This window comes from Lentibacillus sp. CBA3610 (genome assembly GCF_013373365.1).
Lineage (GTDB): Bacteria > Bacillota > Bacilli > Bacillales > Amphibacillaceae > Lentibacillus.
The window spans coordinates 3729625-3749661 of sequence record NZ_CP035925.1 but is presented as its reverse complement, the minus strand read 5'-3'; the positions used below and the strand labels follow the sequence as shown (position 1 = coordinate 3749661).

The 20037-nt window shown below is 38.2% G+C and carries 20 protein-coding genes and 5 pseudogenes; 12 read left to right on the top strand and 13 right to left on the bottom strand.

Features of this window, described 5'->3' with window-relative positions; translation table 11 throughout:
- Positions 1–438: 438 nt before the first annotated feature.
- The 5 genes and pseudogenes from Len3610_RS18800 to Len3610_RS18785 form a co-directional block, all read right to left on the bottom strand.
- Positions 439–924, bottom strand: coding sequence for a hypothetical protein (locus tag Len3610_RS18800; protein ID WP_176449280.1), 486 nt, complete (start codon positions 922–924; stop codon positions 439–441).
- A gap of 34 nt (positions 925–958) precedes the next feature.
- On the bottom strand, positions 959–1333 hold the full coding sequence (locus Len3610_RS18795; RefSeq protein WP_176449279.1) for a hypothetical protein: 375 nt from the start codon (positions 1331–1333) through the stop codon (positions 959–961).
- A 198-nt stretch (positions 1334–1531) separates the two neighbouring features.
- Positions 1532–1931: pseudogene (locus tag Len3610_RS21310) on the bottom strand (alcohol dehydrogenase); the annotation flags it as partial.
- A 1743-nt stretch (positions 1932–3674) separates the two neighbouring features.
- A complete protein-coding gene (locus Len3610_RS18790) occupies positions 3675–4601 on the bottom strand; it encodes an AAA family ATPase (RefSeq protein ID WP_176449278.1) in 927 nt (308 codons plus the stop codon).
- A complete protein-coding gene (locus tag Len3610_RS18785) occupies positions 4594–5340 on the bottom strand; it encodes a DUF6414 family protein (protein WP_176449277.1) in 747 nt (248 codons plus the stop codon). Before Len3610_RS18785 ends, Len3610_RS18790 begins: the two co-directional genes overlap by 8 nt.
- Positions 5341–5670: 330 nt before the next feature.
- Between Len3610_RS18785 and Len3610_RS22000 the strand changes: the two are divergent.
- Positions 5671–5823, top strand: a pseudogene (locus Len3610_RS22000) (helix-turn-helix domain-containing protein); the annotation flags it as partial.
- A 51-nt stretch (positions 5824–5874) separates the two neighbouring features.
- Positions 5875–6003 (top strand): annotated as a pseudogene (locus tag Len3610_RS21995) (IS630 family transposase); the annotation flags it as partial.
- A 408-nt stretch (positions 6004–6411) separates the two neighbouring features.
- Here Len3610_RS21995 and Len3610_RS18775 read toward each other — a convergent pair.
- The 3 genes and pseudogenes from Len3610_RS18775 to Len3610_RS18765 all read right to left on the bottom strand — a co-directional run.
- Positions 6412–6675: a hypothetical protein gene (locus Len3610_RS18775; RefSeq protein WP_176449275.1), complete on the bottom strand. Its 264-nt coding sequence runs from the start codon at positions 6673–6675 to the stop codon at positions 6412–6414.
- A gap of 402 nt (positions 6676–7077) precedes the next feature.
- Entirely contained in the window at positions 7078–7446 is a 369-nt protein-coding gene (locus Len3610_RS21305) for an ATP-binding protein (RefSeq protein ID WP_255259685.1), read from the bottom strand.
- Positions 7439–7939, bottom strand: a pseudogene (locus Len3610_RS18765) (Mu transposase C-terminal domain-containing protein); the annotation flags it as partial. The pseudogene Len3610_RS18765 and the gene Len3610_RS21305, both read right to left, overlap by 8 nt.
- A gap of 161 nt (positions 7940–8100) precedes the next feature.
- On the opposite strand from Len3610_RS18765, the gene Len3610_RS18760 reads away from it, so the two are divergent.
- From Len3610_RS18760 to Len3610_RS21990, 8 genes are all read left to right on the top strand, one after another.
- Positions 8101–8442, top strand: coding sequence for a hypothetical protein (locus Len3610_RS18760; protein WP_176449273.1), 342 nt, complete (start codon positions 8101–8103; stop codon positions 8440–8442).
- 43 nt (positions 8443–8485) lie between these two features.
- Positions 8486–9355 (top strand): site-specific integrase, encoded by an 870-nt coding sequence (locus Len3610_RS18755; protein ID WP_176449272.1) that lies wholly within the window; start codon positions 8486–8488, stop codon positions 9353–9355.
- A 1-nt stretch (position 9356) separates the two neighbouring features.
- Positions 9357–10196 carry a tyrosine-type recombinase/integrase gene (locus Len3610_RS18750; RefSeq protein ID WP_176449271.1) on the top strand — a complete coding sequence of 280 codons (840 nt, stop codon included), beginning with the start codon at positions 9357–9359 and terminating at the stop codon, positions 10194–10196.
- A gap of 32 nt (positions 10197–10228) precedes the next feature.
- Positions 10229–11464: a tyrosine-type recombinase/integrase gene (locus Len3610_RS18745; protein WP_176449270.1), complete on the top strand. Its 1236-nt coding sequence runs from the start codon at positions 10229–10231 to the stop codon at positions 11462–11464.
- The gene (locus tag Len3610_RS18740; protein WP_176449269.1) at positions 11457–12428 is read left to right on the top strand and encodes a tyrosine-type recombinase/integrase; all 972 of its coding nucleotides are present in this window, start codon (positions 11457–11459) and stop codon (positions 12426–12428) included. Before Len3610_RS18745 ends, Len3610_RS18740 begins: the two co-directional genes overlap by 8 nt.
- A gap of 34 nt (positions 12429–12462) precedes the next feature.
- Positions 12463–13458: a tyrosine-type recombinase/integrase gene (locus Len3610_RS18735; RefSeq protein WP_217994040.1), complete on the top strand. Its 996-nt coding sequence runs from the start codon at positions 12463–12465 to the stop codon at positions 13456–13458.
- 324 nt (positions 13459–13782) lie between these two features.
- Positions 13783–14151, top strand: coding sequence for a site-specific integrase (locus Len3610_RS20325; protein ID WP_217994039.1), 369 nt, complete (start codon positions 13783–13785; stop codon positions 14149–14151).
- 297 nt (positions 14152–14448) lie between these two features.
- Positions 14449–14727, top strand: a complete 279-nt coding sequence (locus Len3610_RS21990) for a tyrosine-type recombinase/integrase (protein ID WP_217994071.1) — start codon at positions 14449–14451, stop codon at positions 14725–14727.
- 162 nt (positions 14728–14889) lie between these two features.
- On the opposite strand, the pseudogene Len3610_RS21300 reads toward Len3610_RS21990, so the two are convergent.
- From Len3610_RS21300 to Len3610_RS18710, 3 genes and pseudogenes are all read right to left on the bottom strand, one after another.
- Positions 14890–15664, bottom strand: a pseudogene (locus Len3610_RS21300) (DDE-type integrase/transposase/recombinase); the annotation flags it as partial.
- Positions 15665–15749: 85 nt separating this feature from the next.
- A complete protein-coding gene (locus Len3610_RS18715) occupies positions 15750–16058 on the bottom strand; it encodes a hypothetical protein (protein WP_176449265.1) in 309 nt (102 codons plus the stop codon).
- A gap of 80 nt (positions 16059–16138) precedes the next feature.
- Positions 16139–16339 (bottom strand): hypothetical protein, encoded by a 201-nt coding sequence (locus Len3610_RS18710; RefSeq protein ID WP_176449264.1) that lies wholly within the window; start codon positions 16337–16339, stop codon positions 16139–16141.
- A gap of 127 nt (positions 16340–16466) precedes the next feature.
- On the opposite strand from Len3610_RS18710, the gene Len3610_RS18705 reads away from it, so the two are divergent.
- Positions 16467–17465: an IS630 family transposase gene (locus Len3610_RS18705; protein WP_176449745.1), complete on the top strand. Its 999-nt coding sequence runs from the start codon at positions 16467–16469 to the stop codon at positions 17463–17465.
- Between the two features lies 1 nt (position 17466).
- Positions 17467–17751: a hypothetical protein gene (locus tag Len3610_RS18700; RefSeq protein WP_176449263.1), complete on the top strand. Its 285-nt coding sequence runs from the start codon at positions 17467–17469 to the stop codon at positions 17749–17751.
- Positions 17752–18337: 586 nt separating this feature from the next.
- Here the strand turns inward: Len3610_RS18700 and Len3610_RS18695 are convergent.
- Both Len3610_RS18695 and Len3610_RS18690 read right to left on the bottom strand, forming a co-directional pair.
- Positions 18338–19099 carry an ABC transporter permease gene (locus Len3610_RS18695; RefSeq protein ID WP_176449262.1) on the bottom strand — a complete coding sequence of 254 codons (762 nt, stop codon included), beginning with the start codon at positions 19097–19099 and terminating at the stop codon, positions 18338–18340.
- Complete coding sequence (locus tag Len3610_RS18690) at positions 19092–19988, bottom strand: ABC transporter ATP-binding protein (RefSeq protein WP_176449261.1); 897 nt, start codon at positions 19986–19988, stop codon at positions 19092–19094. The genes Len3610_RS18695 and Len3610_RS18690 overlap by 8 nt, the downstream gene beginning before the upstream one ends.
- Between the last annotated feature and the right edge of the window lie 49 nt (positions 19989–20037).

The following is a 20037-nucleotide window of genomic DNA, read 5'->3' as shown; positions in this document are numbered from 1 at the left end:
AAAGGCTTTAAACCTCTTATAAACACTCTCAAATCAAGGTTTACGGGCGATGATTTACATCATGCCGCCCATATATTAACCATATAAGCATGAACAAACAACCTCTAAAAACCCTATTAAATCAATGTTTTTGTATTTTCAACAAACATAAAAAAGACCAATATTAAACACAAACATGAACAAAACATGAACATGAACAATTATCTTTATCATATTCTTTATGTGACTACTATAGAATCTTGTCTGGTCAAGTTGGAAGCAATTGAATAAACTTCTGCACCGCCTTCACCATCTCCCATGAACATAAAAAGTGCAATTTCAGCTAACATAGTACTTTTTACGCTCATCAATAAATGTTTCGAGAGATGTGGCGCTGCAATCCTCCCTTACAGACATTAACTCCTGCCTTTATCTAATTCTGAAATTATCAAAACAGCATTAGTAAGAGTTTTTTATAGCATATTCTTTTATGATATTTAGATTTTCACTGACTGTAAAATATAATTCGGGATCTCCTGAAAAATAATTATCTTCTTTTGCAACATCCCTATAGAGTAAGGATTGTTCATAAAATGGAGCGTGCAATCTTCTTATGATATGAACAACTTCTTTAGAGTCTACTTTATTTCTTAATAATATTTCCAGCAACCTACTAAGACCATCTGCACCCGTATAATGTTGTAAATGCATATCTTTAGTCACATAATCTTTCATATTTCTATCATCATACATACATTCACTGCTGTGGTGAACAATTCTAAAATTATATTCTTTATCATCATTAATGTTTCTTAGCCATTCCAACCAACCTTTATCAGCTGATTGTATTATTTCCTCGCAATTATCACAATACCATTGTTTAAGTGGTTCTATAGTTATTTTTCCTTCTTCCCTTAGTGATTCTTCTAATACATACTCATTCATTAACGATCCCGCCTTGTTATTTATTTTCTCTTTATTAAAACTTTTTAGACAGTTTCTCAAACCAATTAACTGACTTATCAACATTTAAATTAATTTTAACATTCGTGAGATTATCATTATGATTTGGCACTGAGATTTTTTCACCATTAAAACTTATAGCAGAAATTGACCTACTGTGTAAATTAATATAATTTTCATTGTCATCAAGACCGAAATTTATATCACCGGCATAATGATAGATACCTTCTTCGTCTGGAAGAAAACAATCTATACATGAGATAGAGGTAGTTATGCCAATAATGATATTATTATTGGATAGTTCAAATAGTAATTTAGACTTTGGATTCTTATGAAACTTAAAAGTTTCACCCAAGAAAGTGGATACCAATTCAAACTCTTTATCTCTCAATATATATCAGCTCCTTTTTCTTTATTTACATAATTCGACAATAAATTCTATTTTCCTGCATATATTGTAGGTTTTTAGTTATAATATCAGATTTAATTTATAGAGGGAGAAAAACGAGGTGCAGATTTTTATGGAAACGATCCTTATCCACCGAAGGGATAAAACACCAAAATTGAGACCGTTTAATAACGGTCTCTCTATGTCGTTACCATTTGGGTCTCCAATTGAATCAAGAGCTGCATCGGACCCAACCCCAACAGTTAAATCCATAACTGTTTCACCCAATGAATCGACCGAGGTATTAAGCACACAAGAAGCACCAAGTCTTTGTAGATCCTTCAAATAATTATCATTCCTTGTTATCGGAAATAATCGGGCAAAATAAATACCCAATACGGCTTATGAGAACAGATGAGCCACAGGTGTTGACTAAGAGGACATCATCTGGGCTTAAACTTGACTCTTTGGGTACAGATGACCCAAGCTGTGATTGGATTTATGTACATTTGCGCAACTATAAAGTCATCAATAGAATCTGGAATTGTCACTGTATATCCGCTGATGTTTTAACGAACTCCTGCCAAGTAACCTCTCCCCTACTGGACGTAGGTGCTTCCTTTAAGCCTGTGAGCTGGATACCGCCATTGTTCGGTATAGCGTATTTCAGAGGGCGCATTTTACTCTACACCACTCACGTCATCGTTGGATGACACATAAGTTTCCCTATGTTCAAACTCTAGACCCGTACATTCGGAAGTTTGTCAGTTCCCTTTCGTGAGAACATTCTCACCATATCCAGTTTTTCAGCCGTGCGGCATATCCGTTGGCATATCTTCTCTTAAAGAAAAGAGTGGCTCCAGCCTTCGTTCTGCCCAATCATCTGTGCTTCATACCCCAAAACCTGTCAGCCTTGACGCATGCAGGATTTGTTGACGGGATGGTTTCAGGTTTCATTCATTCCCATCCTCCGTTGGCCAAAGTTTGAAATTAATTAAATTGTCGGGATAGATTTCCAGGCGCGCATAGTGTGGTATGACCGTTTCACTTACCACGTTTCCTTGAGCCCTACGATCCCGGACGGTCGGATTTCCCGAGTCCGGTTCTGACCCCGGGTCTTCTGTCGCCGTTTAGGCCTTCCCTGCCTATCCCAGGTTTAAATGGTGACACCCATATGCACCCATAGATAAATAGGTTTACCTAATAGCTAGTCTTTGCAACGGGATGGACAGTTACCAGACTCAGTGTTCTGGGTTTATTTACTACCCCCGCTACCGACCCCGGGCGCCAGAGGCCCTTCCACTCACTCCCGGTGTTACCTTTTGTTGAAGTACATCTATTTTCTGCACTTAATCGGGCATTACCGCTATTCTCGTTAATACGGCCTCATGCGTCAATCCTAAATCCTCCAATCCCATTTCACTTATGCTTATAAGGTTGGTCTTTGCTGGTTGTTGTTCATCCCGCTGGAGTAGGATTTTCCGACGTTATCTCCTGAGAACTTTCCTTGGATGCCCAAGACCCATACCCCCGGGCTGCTCCCTATGGTGCATGTGACCCGTTTCTTTCCACAGGACTCCGGCCTCCCTCCCCGGATGGGTCGCGCGTGCATGTCCCTTCAACAGCTTCAGAGCGCCGCCGGGATTTCGGGGCTGCAGTATCCTTCCTTCCCTCCTCTTGCTAGCCGCACAGCTCCGACCCTTATTTCTCTGTGTAATAGGCCGCCCCGCGCCCATCCAAGCTCGTGGTTGTACTCTCCCGCATTGGATATGCTAATCGCCCCGAATCGTCAATTGGCGATGCAAAGACTTACACTCTCCTTTTCTCTCTGTCGGCTGCTCCCCGCCATGTTTCACGCTTCAAAGCGTTTATAGCGGAACTTGTCGCGCGGCCGATTACGGAAAGAATATAAATTGGTTTCCAGTATGGAATTGTATTTGAAGTTAAACAATTTTTGCAGGGGAAAGATCATTTTCCTATAGAACCACCAAAAACGCGAAATGGCAGTATTTGGACTCCCTAAACCTAAGCGATTAGATTGATTGTTGAATTACTCCCAAATTCGGCAATGAATAGTTTTTGGAAACAAAGATCTTCACTTACACCTTAATTAGTATCTGCTTCAGATTTTTTACAAGGGGGATCCTGTTTTCCACCCATACCTTTTTACCTACATCCCTTGATTAATGGCATGGACCAAAGCTGTCTACTAACTTCTTTATTTGCCTTGCATTTTCAAAGTCATCTACATGATACAATAGTTTATCTTTAATATTTTCTTTTATAATTTTACCTTGCTCCTCATTGCTAAAATGTTCTAATTGTTTATCATATTCGCTTTCAATTATTGTTTGCTTGGCAGTCCTGGATAAAGTTTAAACTCATCACCATCGAACCTCGAAAAAAGCTCTCCTAGATTCCTCTTTATATCTGACTCTGATTTATAATTTGACGTACAAATAATAAGAGCTTTTCCCAGATTTACAGTATGGTCTTTATCAACAAATACACCCTCGTCAAACATTTGATAAAAAGCACTATGGAATATTTGATTGGCCTTATCAAATTCGTCTAAAACAATTATGTTGGACTCTCTATCCAATAAATCCTTAGCAAATGAGCTTTGTTTCGTACCTTGACCAAACAGATATGACGCAAAACTTTCATTTTGAAACATGGAAAATTGTTTGCGAAACAATTCCCCCTCTAAAAGAGTACTTATATACCTTGCGGTTTCAGTCTTTCCTACTCCAGTTGGTCCATAGAACAAAATTACAACTGGCTTTTCAAATTGTTCCTGAACTAATGGATATAAAACTGATAGTAAATCCATTTTCAAGTGAATTTGTCCGATAATTTTATTGGAGAAGCCCTCTTTTATTTGTTTTAAAATATCTTTGTCTATTAATTTATACGGGTACGATACAATCTCTAACCGACCATTAGACTCTCTTTTAAATTGATTTCGCAGTTTTTCTGGTGGGTTTTGAAGAAATAAATTGTCAATTTCATAAATCATGGTTATATGATTTATAAAGTTATCAATGACATGGTCATTAACTCCAGTGTATTCATCAGAATACACCACTAAATTTTCTGCATACAACTTTTCTGAATCATGATCATAATCGTTAAGGTCAGTCACTAACTTCACTTCTTTTAACTTTGAATCAATTATTCGAATAATGTCGGTAAAATTCTCATAAGTATCGGGTAATATTTTTGTGAACTCTTTTTTAGGTCCATTGAAAATTGTAATTTTATTATTCATTCAAATCAGTACCTACCCCTGCCAGAATAACATCATATACTTTTAAATATGGATTTTCAGGGCATTTCCCTTCAAATATATCCATGGCACTTAATTTATTTGGTTCTTTAGTTTCCTCCGACATTTCTTTCTCCATTAATAAGTCGTCTTCCAAACATTCCCCTACTTGAATGGCATAATAATTTAAATCCATTTTAATTAAATCAGTCAATCCATAATTATTACGAAAAGCATCTATATTAAATCGAAGAACAACTTTATTATTATTCTTTATTCCTATAAGCTCATAATACCCTTTTGCGTGTTCTAAAGCCTCATCTAGCTTGGAAATGTTTATATGATCAATATCGTCTTTAAGTAAAACTGTGTAGGGGGTATACATTTTTGCAAAAGCAAATGAATCTTTTTTTGCCATCAACCTATAATCCCTAAAAACTGTAATGTCTTCACTTCTTCCATCTTTTGTTTCACTAACAAAATCTGTTAGAACCGTGGTTGTAAAAGTGTTTTTAAGGACTTTTGTACCTTGTTTTGTTATCTCCCCGTTCGCTTCAGCACTAAATGCCCCTTTTAAAACATGGAGAAATTTTAGGCCAGCGCCAGCTTGTGTTTCTAATCTTGCCAAAGCCTTCTTCGCCTTTTCATCTACTTCTTCCCCCGTTGTTTGGGAATTCCCTCCATGCTTTATGTCTAAATAATCAGTAGCTGAATCTTCATCAAAATATACAATTTTAATCATTCAATCCCCCTCCCTATTGACCTGCAAAATAATATTGAATAGGATCTCAAATTTTAGAATCAGCGAAATCCAATTTATATTATAAACTACTAATAAAACAAAAACAAATGTTCGTATTCGTTAAAACTAAACCGTGCGTGTATTTTAAATATTCTTTTGAATCCCTATCTAAATTTGTTCCAGATTATGACTCTTAGACACAAAAGGAATGATACTACAAGCCTTTATTCTATCGGGGCTTTCACAATAAACGGCATAATGGTCACACCCTCCCGACAAAAGGGATTCTTACCTTATCATTAATTCCTTACAACAACATTAGACGGTGATCACCGGTCAGGGCGCCCACGTTATTTTCGTGAGGAACAAGTCGCCGAAATTTTGGCTATGGCCTGCCAGCCACCGGAGGACAAGGGTTTCCCGTTTAGCCATTGGACACCCGGAGCATTAGCCCACCAAGCAGGAGAACGAAAACATCGTTGAAAGCATTTCAACCCGGAGTGTCACACGTTTTTTAAAAGAAGCAGATTTAAAACCTTGTCCCGGCGCTTGCTTAATAATCGGAGTAGTTTTACTTCGGTTGAACAATTAGAATACCAAATCAAACAGTTTATTGATTATTACAACAAAAACCTTGCAAAACCATTCCATTGGACCTATTAAGGGAAAATCTTGCATATATAAGAGTGGGTTTACGAATTCCACCATTATGCACTAGTGGAACATACCAGAAATTCCTTCCAGTTTAATTTTAACATACTCCCGCTTAGCTTGTTAGACTGGAAATAGAATCCAATCTATCAATTACTAAGAGGTGAGCGACCATGTTATTTCTTTCAAGACGCGAAAAAAATGTGTTGCATCACTGGAAAAATGGCCAAAGCATTGAATATCGAATGAAATTAAGAGCAACAATCATGTAAATCAGCACATTATCCCAGACATCATATATCAGATTAATTCAGCTAAAAATCTGGGGTAATATGCACTACTTCTCACTTTGTTTCAGATTTGAAAATAATTAAGCATATTATTCCATATCCACACGAATAGGTAAAAAAAGGATCCCCCTCAAAAAGGGAGATCGAATGCTGGTATCAATTCGTTTTCTGAAATTCGGACCCTATATTCTTCGACCAACCGTAGCGAGAAGTCCACATCGTCTTCAAGTGTTATGAACCAATCACCGTAGTCAGTTTCAAAGCATGCCGCGTAATAACGATTTAGAATACCAATTTCCAAATTCATGCCGGTAAACGTTTCAAAAGATTCGCGGCCTATTTTAATCCGCCACACTTGTTCAACTTCATCAAAGGCCATTATACCTTCCCGCATTAGAGACCACTCTCCCCGACGGCCATCTGGATGATCTCCTCATCGATCTGTTCTTTCTTTTGCTGCGCCCCGAACAGTAGACTATTAATTGTTAAGGTGTTGATAAGGCGTGGCCAACCCCCTGCGAGCGCGGATCGGCTCAGGCACAGCCGATGTAAATATGGGCATTTTGGCTCCAGCCAGCTCATAATGATATACAATATAAATGTAACATCATCTTTATTTAATGGCGTAATTGATACCCGCATAACGATACGCCCGGGGGGGATGAGGTTTAAGATTTAATCGTGTTTTAAATGTGAGGCCGGCCAATACAAGGATAAAGGATTCGATGATCCAATCTGGAAATTGAAAAGGATTGCTAAATCCTGTAAAAAACTCATCCTTTGCCACAATGCAATTTCATCCAGAATAAAAACCGTGTGACTTTGCGCTCCTGGTCCATCCGTTCAATCCCTGCTGAATTTGGCGAAATAAATCGACTTTGGCGAAACTTGATCTTCCCCCACAGACACCGGTAGAAATCCAAAACACCAGTGGACAATGGAAATAGACCACATGGTATATGCAGGATAAGCGATTCTTGAAGGACCGTAAAGTAAATGTCTTGCCGGCACCCGGATCACCAATGATTAAACCAATCCCCTTGGATTTCTGTAAATATTCAAGGCCGTTAAGGGCTTCCTGGTAGCTTGTTGAGTGAAACGCATCAGCCGATCGCGTGTCCTTTGAAAATGGCTCTCTTGCCAGTGAATAAAATGGTTTATACATGATCCGTTTCCTCCCCTTGATGCTTCGTATTGGAAACGGCGAACGGTGATGGCCCCCGTTTGACATGCGCATTGTCATGTATAGTAACCGGGGTAGCTTCTGTCACTTTTTGGCCGTCTTCAAAAACATACACGGCTTGTTCATCCAATCGAACCTCGATTTTCTGCCCGATATACTTAGATGGCACCTCGTATAACTTTTTTTCTAATGTTATGGTTCCATCCAGCTTCACTTTACGCTCCGCGCGCTTTAAAAAGATAGTGTCCAAAATGGACAAATCCTCCATAAACGTGATATTATCTAATTGAGATTGGAATAGTTGATGGGGTGTTTTACCATCTAGCGATGCATGCTTTTTACGATGATAATCCACCTCCAACCATTCCCAAAACCTTTCATTTAATTCCTCTAAGGAATGTACGGGATTGGCCTTTAATAACGGATAAAACCGCGTTTGTATCGTTTTGAACACCCTTTCTATTTTGCCTTTGTTATGCAAAGCTTTGCATAAAAAAGGTTATGTATAGTAAATGGTAATGTAAAGTAAATTAATTTATTCACGTAAAATCCAGTGTTTTTAGTTGATTTACTTCACATTATCACCCGATATTAAAGATTAGCAGTTGCCTAATAAAATATCGGGAGGTCTTCAAAATGATGGGTGAAAAGAAACAAACACTTTATGAAATTACATCGGAGGTAGAGGCTTATTTTAACAGCCTTTCATACCACAAAGTGAGAATCAGGGTTTACAATAATGGATGGAAACTTCTAAAGAAATTCATGGAAAAGCATCGAATAGAGTTTTTTGATGCGAAGGTAGCTGATGTGTTCATATCAAGTGTATTGACAAAAAGATTCTATACGGATCTTAGCCAGGGAAAAGAAAAGGACGTAATACGGAAGCACCAAATGTACTCACCGGAGTACCAAAACCACTGGTATGATAAGATTTCCGGTCTGTTTCGAAAGAATATAAATTTGAAGGTGAAATAGGAAACCTGATACAGGATTTTTTTAACCTACAGAAACCGCAGGGTTGTCGGAAGACATTATAAATAACAACAAATTGTATCTCCACAGGTTTTTGAGCTATCTTGATTCGAACAGGGTTTTGGCTCTATCTGATCTTGATAAAAAACATATTCTGGGGTTTATCAACGGACTTGGCTCTGCCTCAAAATCAACGATTCATTGTACACTTTGTTCATTGCGTTGCTTTCTAAGGTATTTATTTGATACTGAATATTTAGATTCCGATTTAACGTATCTTGTACCTAAAAGCAGCTATAGAAAAGAAGCACGTCTTCCTACAACCTATACAAAAGATGAGGTGGAACTTCTGTTGAACGCCGTGGATACGGCCAGCCCCAAAGGCAAAAGGGATATCGCTATGATACTATTAGCGGCCAGGCTCGGATTAAGGGCTTCAGATATCTGTGGTTTGAAATTTGAAAATATACATTGGGGAACCAATACAATACACCTTACTCAAAGAAAAACCCAAGAAAAAATCGAACTCCCTCTTTTAGTTGAGCTCGGAAACGCGATTATCGATTATCTGAAATACGGAAGGCCTATGTCAGATCTTCCGTATATATTTTTACGTGCCGGGCAACCATATGACAAACTTGAAGAACCTACGCTTCACAGTATAGTTTCCTTTTATTTAAAGCGCGCAGGTATCAGCAATATTGATCAAAAAAAGCATGGACCACATGCATTGCGGCACAGTCTCGCGGGAATTCTTCTGGAACAGAAGACACCAATTCCAGTTATTTCGGAGGTACTTGGACATTCGAATACGGAGAGTACAAAAACTTATCTCAGAATTGATCTTACATCTCTTCGGCAATGCGCCCTAGAGGTACCTAAAATCCAATCACCTCATTACCAGGAGGTGAACTGAGATGGAACTATCAGGAGTCAATGCTTATTTGATTGAGCAATATATAGCATTCAAAAGAAATATGGGCTATGCCCTGAGCAACACTTATAACTTCAAAACGTTTGACGATTTTACAATCAATAACGGCGCAACTTCAATCGGTTTGACGAAAGGATTGGCAGAGAAATGGAAAGAAAAACGCCCGAATGAATCTGACGTCACGCGCTATAAAAGAGTTAATGATATTGCCAACTTTTGCATCTACCTGAATCAATTAGGCTATCAGTCTTACATTCCGAGAACGCCTAAAAAGTATCAGACAACTTTCACACCATATATTTTTTCAAAAGATGAGCTAAAATCATTTTTTACTGCTTGTGATACGATCAAGGTAAATGGTAAATCTAATATGAAATTTATCCTTCCTGTCGTTTTTCGTGTCATTTACGGCTGCGGATTAAGGATAAATGAGGTAATGTCACTTAAAAATAAGGATGTAAACCTTGACGAAAATTATATTATTGTCAGGGAAACGAAAAATGGATGTGACCGGATACTTCCCCTTTCCGATTCTTTAATAACGATTTGTAAACAATATAAAGTTCATATTTCTTCAAACGACTCCGAGGGCTACTTTTTTATACAGTTGAATGGTAACCGTTACGCCCCGGACACAGTATATAGATGGTTTCGTAAAATTCTCTGGGAAGCCGGTATCTCGCATGGTGGGAAAGGTTTGGGACCACGGGTACATGACCTTAGTTATCCAAACTTAAATAAAATCCAAACCTTTTTAATAAAAAGCCGATACTTCAGAAATTTAATTAAAAAAAGGTTTGGATTTTATTCTTTTATTGTATGATTTACTTATCAAATGAATAGGAGGTCATACAAATGAATGTACAAAACCTGCGGAATAATTATCCCAAACTCATTTCCTACATGGAAACAAACGGTTACTCAAAAACATACGTTGACAGGTTCAAACGGGAGATTGAAAAAATCCTGTCGGCTGTGGATTCAGAGGGATGGTCATGCTATACAGATGTATATCTGGATTACACCAAAATATCAAACTCCCCTGATTATCTCCGTGAAATACGGACTATTATTGGGGCTATTGAACAGTTTGATGTTCATGGTAAATACCCGGACGGAAGGCGCAGACATCAGCTTTTCAAAAAAGGTGCTTATCCGTTGTTGTCACTAGAATTCAAATCTATCATTGATTGTTATTGTGAGATTGAAAGAAAGCGGGGCAAGAAAGCTTCAACCATTTATACGGAATCCCACAATGCATCTACATTTTTATTAGCTCTTCAGCAGAGTGGCATGGACAGTTTGGATAGTATTACGGAAGAAGCCGTGCTTGCTGTATTCATGTCATCAGATGGGAAGCTCCGTAGGAGCTACTCATATAAGAAAAACGTCTCAGCCGTGTTTAAGGCGTGTATTCCTTATCATCCAGAAACCTGCCACCGGATCTTGGTTTTTCTTCCCGTCTTAAGAGAAACCAGAAAAAATATACAGTATCTAACGTCAGAAGAAATCCAGAAAGTTAAGGAAGCACTCGTAAATGCTGGAAATTCGCTTACACTCTGCGATAAAGCTATCGGTATACTTGCACTTTATACAGGACTACGTGGCTGCGATATTGCAGGATTGAAACTTGGCGACATTGACTGGGACAGGGATTTAATTTGTATCAAACAGCAGAAAACGGAGTTCCTTCTTGAACTTCCTTTAACGGCGGTTGTCGGAAATGCTATATATGCCTATCTGACATCAGAACGCCCTCACACAGAAAGTAGGTATCTTTTTCTTTCACAACATAAACCGTACGACAGACTGCAGCACAGAAGCATTGGCAACGTGGCAGTCCGGATCATGAAAGCTGCAGGCATTCGGCAGTCCAAAGGAGACCGAAAGGGATTTCATATTTTCCGCCATCACCTTGCCACTGCCCTATTGGGAAATGGAATCCCCCAGCCTGTCATCAGCAGAACGCTTGGTCACACTTCACCGGATTCCCTTGAGGCATATTTAAGTGCGGATTTTCCGCATCTGAAAGAATGCTCTATCGACATAGAGTGTTTCCCTGTGCCAGAGGAGGTGTTCTCTCATGAATAGGTTCACTTCTTTTCTTGCACCGCTCATGCAGGCATATGTTTCTTACCAAAAAGCATCCAGACATTGGAATGAGGCCTCTTATGAACCAAACCTCGTCCTGTTTGACCGGTATTGCAAAAAACAGTATCCGAAAGCTGCACTTCTGTCTCAGGAAATGGTGGATGAATGGTGCCATAAGCGTGACACAGAAACCAACAATTCATGCAGATCAAGAATCTATGTTGTTGTAAGTTTTATACGATACTTGAGAAAGCGCGGAAAAACAGACGTTATGATACCTGAAATTCCAAGGAAAGAACGGCGCACTTATATTCCCCATTCTTTTACAGATACTGAACTGGAGAATTTTTTTCGCGCCTGTGACAGCCTGCCTTCCGTATCGTACACACCCGAACAGCGTTCCAGGAAGATAACGATCCCTGTATTCTTTCGCCTTCTTTACAGTAGTGGAATACGAACAAATGAGGCCAGAATGCTAAGGGTTGAGGATGTCGACTTACGCCATGGGATTCTGAACATCGGTTATTCCAAAGGACATGCCCAACATTATGTAGTGCTGCACGACTCCATGCTTGAACTTTTGAAAAGATATGATACAGCAATACGGAAGCAGTACCCTCATAGGGATTATTTTTTCCCTGCTAGGGGCGACACTTTCCATACGAGGAAATGGGTACAGACAAACTTCCGGGAATTATGGAATAAATATAACAGCTCTCATGCTACTGCATATGAACTCAGACACCATTATGCCATAGAAAACATTAACCGCTGGACAGATGAAGGCTTTGGATTTGATGCAAAACTGCTTTATCTTAGCAAAAGCATGGGACACAGTACACTGGAAAGCACAAAGTATTATTATTCCCTTGTTCCGGGAATGGCTAACATCTTGGAAGAAAAAACAGGGATGGATTTCGACAGCATTGTTCCGGAGGTGGATTATGAAGAAAGCGACGAATGAATCCATTATAATCGCACGCCATATCCATGCCTTTTTGAATGAATACGTTCCTTCCCAGAAAATCCGAAGCAACCATACATTAAAATCCTATCAGTATGCACTGACCTTATATATTGGTTTTCTGGAGACAGAAAAAGGGATCCGTCCAGAAAATCTGTTTGGTGGATGTTTCAAAAGAACAATCATCGAGGAATGGCTACTATGGTTGATGGAACATCGTGGCTGCAGTCCGGAAACTTGTAATAACCGTTTGGCATCCTTAAGAGCGTTTCTAAAATATCTGGGGAGCAGGGAAATCTCCATGCTGTATCTTTTTGAGGATGCAACAAGAATTCCACGGAAAAAGGAAGTACGCAAAAAAGTAAAAGGGATGAGCAAAAAAGCAGTACAGGTATTGTTATCCGTTCCGGATTTATCCACAAAAGCGGGTCGAAGAGACTTGGCACTTATGATTATCATATATAGCACTGCCGCCAGAATCGATGAAATACTGTCTTTAAAAATAGAACACCTGCGTTTAGACGTGGAAAAGCCGAATGTCACCATCATCGGAAAGGGAAGCAAAATAAGAACTATGTATCTTCTTCCTAAGGCAGTTGCACATTTAAAGGGATACCTGAAAGAATTCCATGGTAAAACTCCAAATCCGGAAGCTTATGTTTTTTATTCAAGGAATACCGGATTACAAGGAAAAATGAGTCAGACTGCAGTAAACAAGCAACTAAAAAAACATGCTAGTGACGCACACGAAATATGTGCTGAAGTTCCACGAGATCTCCATGCTCATCAGCTGAGGCACGCCAAGGCCTCCCACTGGTTGGAAGATGGTATGAATATTGTACAGATTTCATTTATGTTAGGGCATGAACAGTTACAGACCACAATGGTATATCTAGACATTACCATAGAGCAGGAATTAAAAGCCCTTGCAACACTAGAAGATGAGAATGACAAAAAGGTATCAAAGAAATGGAAAAACACAAAAGACGGACTGGCCGAATTCTGTGGTGTTAAGTCAATGAAAAAGTAAAGAAAAAATCCAAACCTTTTTTCATTAAAACGCTTAGATATCAAGTATCTTTGAAAAGGTTTGGATTTTATTTAAGTTTGGATAACGAAAAAAATCCAAACGTTTGGATTTTTTTCGACATTCATTTAGTGTGCATTCATTGGCAGAAATGTCCCGTAAGGGACTGGATCTATACTATTCTCTCCCAATTCTGTCTAAATATTTGGGTCACAATTCATTGGAAGCTACGGACAAGTATGTCAGATTAACCTCGGATATGTATCCGGAATTAATTCAAGATGTAAATAATCTGTGTTCATACTTATTTCCGGAGGTGAAGTCAGAATGAAACCTACTGATTTTTCCTATTATCTTACAAGGTTTCTCACAAAATATCTTCCAGGCGAAGCTGGAGCAAGCAAAAACACCATTGCCTCCTATAGAGATACGTTTATTCTTTTTCTTCGTTTCCTAAGCGATGAAAAGAACATTCCTGCGGATAATTTGACCTTGAATATGGTAACCAAAAATATAGTGGTGGAATATTTAGATTGGATGGAAAAAATGCGTAGATGCAGCACAGCAACGAGAAATGTTGCGATTGGCAGCAATCATTCTTTTTTAAATATCTCCAATACGAGGAATCCGGATAATTTATTGGAATGGCAGAAAGTCCTCTCTATTCCAGTCAAAAAGACAAAAAGAAAACCATAAACTATCTAACTCTAACGGGGTAGAGTTACTGTTTAAAATGCCAAATATAGAAAACAACGGCTGGACGCCGCGATTTAACTTTATTAAACACTCATGTATGAAACGGGTGCCAGGGTTCAGGAAATAATAGACTAACACATCATGGTTCCGGCTCGATAAACCTATACTATTAAATTGATTGGCCAAAGGAAACAAAGCCAGGATTTGTACCTTTAATGGACCAACGGTACAAATACTGAGCGATATATGAAGAACAAGACCTTTTAAAAATTCTTCGATTTATATCCTTTTGTTTCAATAACAGAAGGAGGAAAACTGACAGAAGCCGGGGTAAATTATGTATTAGCCAAATACAAAAATTTAGCTCGGGAAGAAAATAAAACATTGATTCCGGAAGTGTTTACCTGCCATTGTCTCAGACACTCAAAAGCAATGCACCTACTTCAAGCCGGTGTAAATCTTGTATATATAAGAGATATTCTTGGTCATAGTTCTGTACAGGTAACAGAAATTTATGCCAAGACAGATTTCAAAACAAAAAGAGAAGCAATAAGAAAGGCATATATACTGATGTAACACCTTTCTGATGAACCTGAGTGGCAAGAAAATGAGAACCTATTGACGTGGCTGAACAGCTTCAATAAATAAGAACAAATGATAATGTAAAGTATTTTAGCATAATACCCTGCTTTGACTGCAAAGAAAAGATTTACTTTACATTATCATTTACTATACATAACCCTTTGCTTTGGGATTGTATGGTTGCGTATGGGCCAACGTTATTCCCAATTGGGCACATGCATGTTGAAGCGTTTCTGAACGATAAATTTTACCGTTATCTGCGTAAATAATGCTTGGTTTTCCACGCCGTATCAATGCTTCCCTTGTGACCTCCCGCAACCCATCAAACTTCTCCGAAGTAAAAAACTGTGCGTAAGGAACAAGCCTTGAACAGTCATCAATATAGGCAATCAAAAAGGTTTTCTTCATTTTGCCATTTATCGATATATATGGACCATGTGATAAATCCGCCTGCCACAATACATTAACCTTATCGTAGGCAAAACGTTTTCGTTCTTTTTCTGAGTGAAAGCTTATATGATTCCTGCCGGCCATACTGTGCTTTTTCAATAATCGATTGATAGTGGCATAGGAGACCTCATGTTCTTGTATCTCCCCCTGTTTAATCAGCTGTTCGTAGAACACGCTGACCGGCATGTGAGAAATTCTTTCTTATTTCTAAAATATGATCCTATCATCCAGGACAAATCTCCTGGGAATTCCTCGATCTGAACGTCTTTTGTTTCAATGCATCAAATCCCGTCCTTCGATAATGAAGAAGCCATTCTTGCATTGTTTTAGCTGCAACCTTCCGTTCTCCATAATAAGGAACCTGATGAATTTTCCCCTCCAATTCTTGAAAGTATTCTTTTGCCTCCATATGTCCGTTCAACAGTGGGGCAATCAACCCATAGCGAAATAAAGCAATTTCCTCCCGTGTTTTTTCATTCATGAAATTTTCCTCCTTTTGATAGAAGGACAACCGGTTATCCATTGCTTTCATTCTACTTTTTTCGGCAAAAGATTCATAGGAAGATTTATGTGGGATAACAATTTATTTTGACACGCCCCAAATCGCGCCTCAAATATGGTACAATTAATTTGCCCATAAAATATGATGATAAGTGACCACAGCTCCTTCGAAAGAAGGTGGATTCGCCTAAATCCTGGATTATTTTCACATATTTTAGGGCTTCTTTTTTGATGTCTTTCGACAACCCGAGTTGATAGCCTAAATCCATGAAAAAGCTATGAATCCAGTGAAGGCGCTCACAAAAACGCTTTAAATACTGAGCCAGTTGTTGGCGGTAACCATGTACTTTTTTCTCCTCCAGAAATTCACGCACTCTCCCAACAATCGTATGGATTGTATGTTGGAAATAAGGAATTAAAAAGCTTGGGAGAATAGAGATATTAACCTTGCAAGCTAAGAGCTAAATCGACATATAGGGATATGAAATGCTTCATCCTCATTAATGCCATATCGCCAGTAGAAACCGTTCCGATGCAGATTTCCTTGAGCTATACAGTTGCAATCGGGACATCGATTAAATACCGGGAAATCGTTATCTAATCCTCGTTCATTATATTCCTCAAGATCAATTCCAAAATCGTGTACAAGAATCATAAAAAAACTCCCCCTTATAATATGCAAAAAATTTAGCATATTACTTCAGGAAAGTACAGAAATTACACTGGAGGATTTTGAATAAAGTAAGCCTGTTTTGGATCGAATAAAGTGAGTCTTTACAACAATCATCTGGCAATTAACCCAGGAAAATCAAACAGAATATCAAGTTGCGGAAAATCTGGACATCTCGGTAAAAACCGTTAAAAAATGGCGCAATCGTTATGCGGAAAACCGGGAAGGCGGACTTTACGACCGTTACCGATCCGGTGCTCCTGCCAAGTTTAACGTTCAGCAGCGATGTGAAGTCATTGCGATAGCCTGTGACCAGCCATGGAATTATGGTTATTCGACTCACACTCATTGGAACCTGGATATTCTCTCTGAAGCAGCAGCGCATAACGCACAGGGTCCAGTCATGAGTCGTTCGAGCGTCCAACGTACGCTAAAACGTAACGATCTCCACCCGCAAAGTTATGAGATGTGGCTACACAGTAAAGATCCGAGGTTCCGCGAAAAAGTGAATGATGTCGTATCGCTTTATCTTGATCCGCCAAAAGATGCCGTGGTCATTTCCGTTGATGAAAAAACCGGCATGCAGGCCCTGGAACGTAAAATGGAACCCCAGCCCGCATTGCCGGGCAAATCAGGACGTTATGAGCATGAATATATACGTCATGGCACAGAATCGCTGATTGCCGGGTTCGAGATTAACACTGGCAAGGTTGTCGCTCAGGTACGTCCTACCCGTAAGGCTGATGACCTGCTGGCATTTATGGAGAAACTGGCCTGTGCCTATCCCGATCAAAACGTCATCATCATTTGGGATAATTTAAACATTCATAAGGATGGCCCATCCCAGAGATGGAGTAGGTTTAACGAAAAACATAATAACCGATTTTCTTTCCACTATACGCCTATTCATGCCTCCTGGGTCAACCAGGTGGAGATCTTTTTCGCCATCCTGCATAAACGCTGTCTGAAATGGAGCAGTTTCTGTTCCGCAGAGGCATTAAAAGAAGCTGTACTGGCTTTCATTGATCAATGGAATCAGGAAGAAGCCCATCCGTTTAACTGGACATTCGGCGGCTATCCGATGCAACATGAACCTAAGGAGGCTGCATAACATGAAAATCGATCCAACGGAAAAAGATGTGCTGGAAGGTATCCTGGAACGGAAAGGATTCACCCACCTGAACGTCCGTAAACACGGGAACCATCTCGTCATTTATTCGGTGGAAGACGACGAAAAAGTAAACCGGGCGAGATTGACAAAGGTTACGGCCCAGTACTACCAACTTGGCATGGCTGACCACCGTGGAAAATGGGAATCCACACCCTTCAGAGGGACCATGGATGAAATGGTCACGTTACTGACAAATGATTTCGCCTTTGCCCTGGCTTCCTGGTAGGTTGGATGGTCAGCAGTTAAATATGGACAACTCGAATTTTTAAAATAATCTTGTGACAAATATGAGGGGTATGTCTTTTTTAGGTACTAAAGACAAACGATATATTCAAAATAATATGTTTTGTTCGCCAACAAGTAGAATTGGTTACCTTTTTAACTCAAACATTTGCCTTTCCTGAAAAATGTTTACCCGCAGACAACTTAGCCGGGAAAGGACTTTTGAAATGTTTCACTAGTCATTTTTGTTTGGGTTTGAATTTGCTTTATATAATGAACGACAAACAATCATAAATAATGCTACGCCCATAAATACACTCAACATAGTCAATAATGAAAGACTATTATTTCTAATCAATTCTATAATAATGTATAAAGCCACGCAAATAAGTCCGACCACAATTATATTGCGGAGAAGTGAACGCATATACTCAACCTTTCCATTATTTTATTAAAAAGTGTCAATTTGTCAGTCTACTGGTAAGAAACGGTTTTTCCTATTTAGTGAAATTACTAGACTCAAAAGTACCTTAAAAAACTTAAAGTTCCTCACGACAGACTTTACCAAACTATCAAGCAGGTTTTTCTTTTTATTCTATGACACGTTTTTTCTTCGTTAAAATATATCCAATTAACAATAGTACAATTGTTACAATAACAATTATACTTAACTCTTGATAATACACATATATCGGTTCTCCTTCAGTCCATACTCCTCTAAATGCAATTAAAGCGTAGTAAATTGGATTTAAAAACTCTACAATTGTTTCCAAAGAATCAGGAAACATCTCTGGAGGAAATGTTAGCCCTCCGAGAAACATCTGATAGAAAAAAAACAAAAGCGCAACAGACTGGTAACCAGCACTCTTTGAAGTTACTGTGAAAATAATCGCAGCTAAAGAATATTGGAATAAATTAACTAAACCGATTACCGTGACAACTGAAAGTATATTATCAATCGGAATTGGCACATCCGATGTTATAATTGCAGTTATCACTAGTAGCATAATAGCCACAAATTGAAAGATAAGAGTAGGTAATAAAATACCTATAGAAATTGTGAAGTGGTCTAAGCCAAGTAAACGATACTTCAATAAATTGCCTTGTTCTTTATAAACTGAATAGTATTGTCCATAAATGACAATCACTGCATTGATAATAATGATTAATATAAATGCAGGCAATAAATAGTCTACTAAACTAAAACCTGTTTCTTCTATTATTTCGCCCGCAAATACATTACTGAATATAATAAACATTGCCACAGGCAAGAAAAAACCTATAGCTGTATCCTTATAACCTCTCATAAGGAGTTTAAGTTGAAAAAAAGAAAATGTAGTAAGATTAGACATATAGGGTCTCCCCTTTCTGATCAATAACATAACCTAAATTTTTCAAAAATGCATCTTCAAAGGTATGATTTTTCATTAATATATCTTCCGCCCCTAATATTGAGAGCTCCTTTAAAACATAGGCTTCATTAACAGGGGAAAACTCAATTGTATATCTACCTTCTCCCAAATTACTTATATTAAATTCTTCACTGAGTTCCTTTACATTTATATCATCTAGTGTGAAACTTACAATTTTCTTCTGACCAAACGTATTATTGATGATTTCTTTTACAGAACCTTCAATCTTCTTTGTCCCTTTTTCAATAATGAGGACATAATCAGCTAAATACTCTATTTCTTCTAGAAAATGGCTTGTAAGTATAACTGTTATTTCTCTTTCTGAATTTATTTTCTTTATTATACTCCATATTTTTCTTCTAGCGATAACATCTAATCCTGTTGTAATTTCATCAAAAATGATTATTTCAGGTTTTCCGATCAGTGTTAATAAAATTGAAAGCTTCTGTTTCTCTCCTCCAGATAACTTAGTTACATTATTATTTTTAAATTCAATTAAATCAAATTCCTTCAACAATGCTTCAATATTTACGTCTGTTTTCAATATGTTCTTATAAAGTTGACATATTTCTTTTACTTTTGCCCCTTCTTCAAAAGAAGAGGACTGCATTTGAAGCCCCACTTTTTTATATAAATGATTTTTATCGAATGGATATTTAATTTCACCTTCGTACTTTGTTAAGTTCATTATGCAATTAATTAATGTTGATTTGCCTGCCCCATTATGGCCTAAAATTGCGAATATTGAACCTTTCTCTACTTCAAATTCAATATTGTCCAGCACTTTAGTATCTCCATAAAACTTATTTACCCCATTAATACTTAACATTGACTACCTCCTAAATTAGAAACTTCGCTTATATTATCATATATAAATG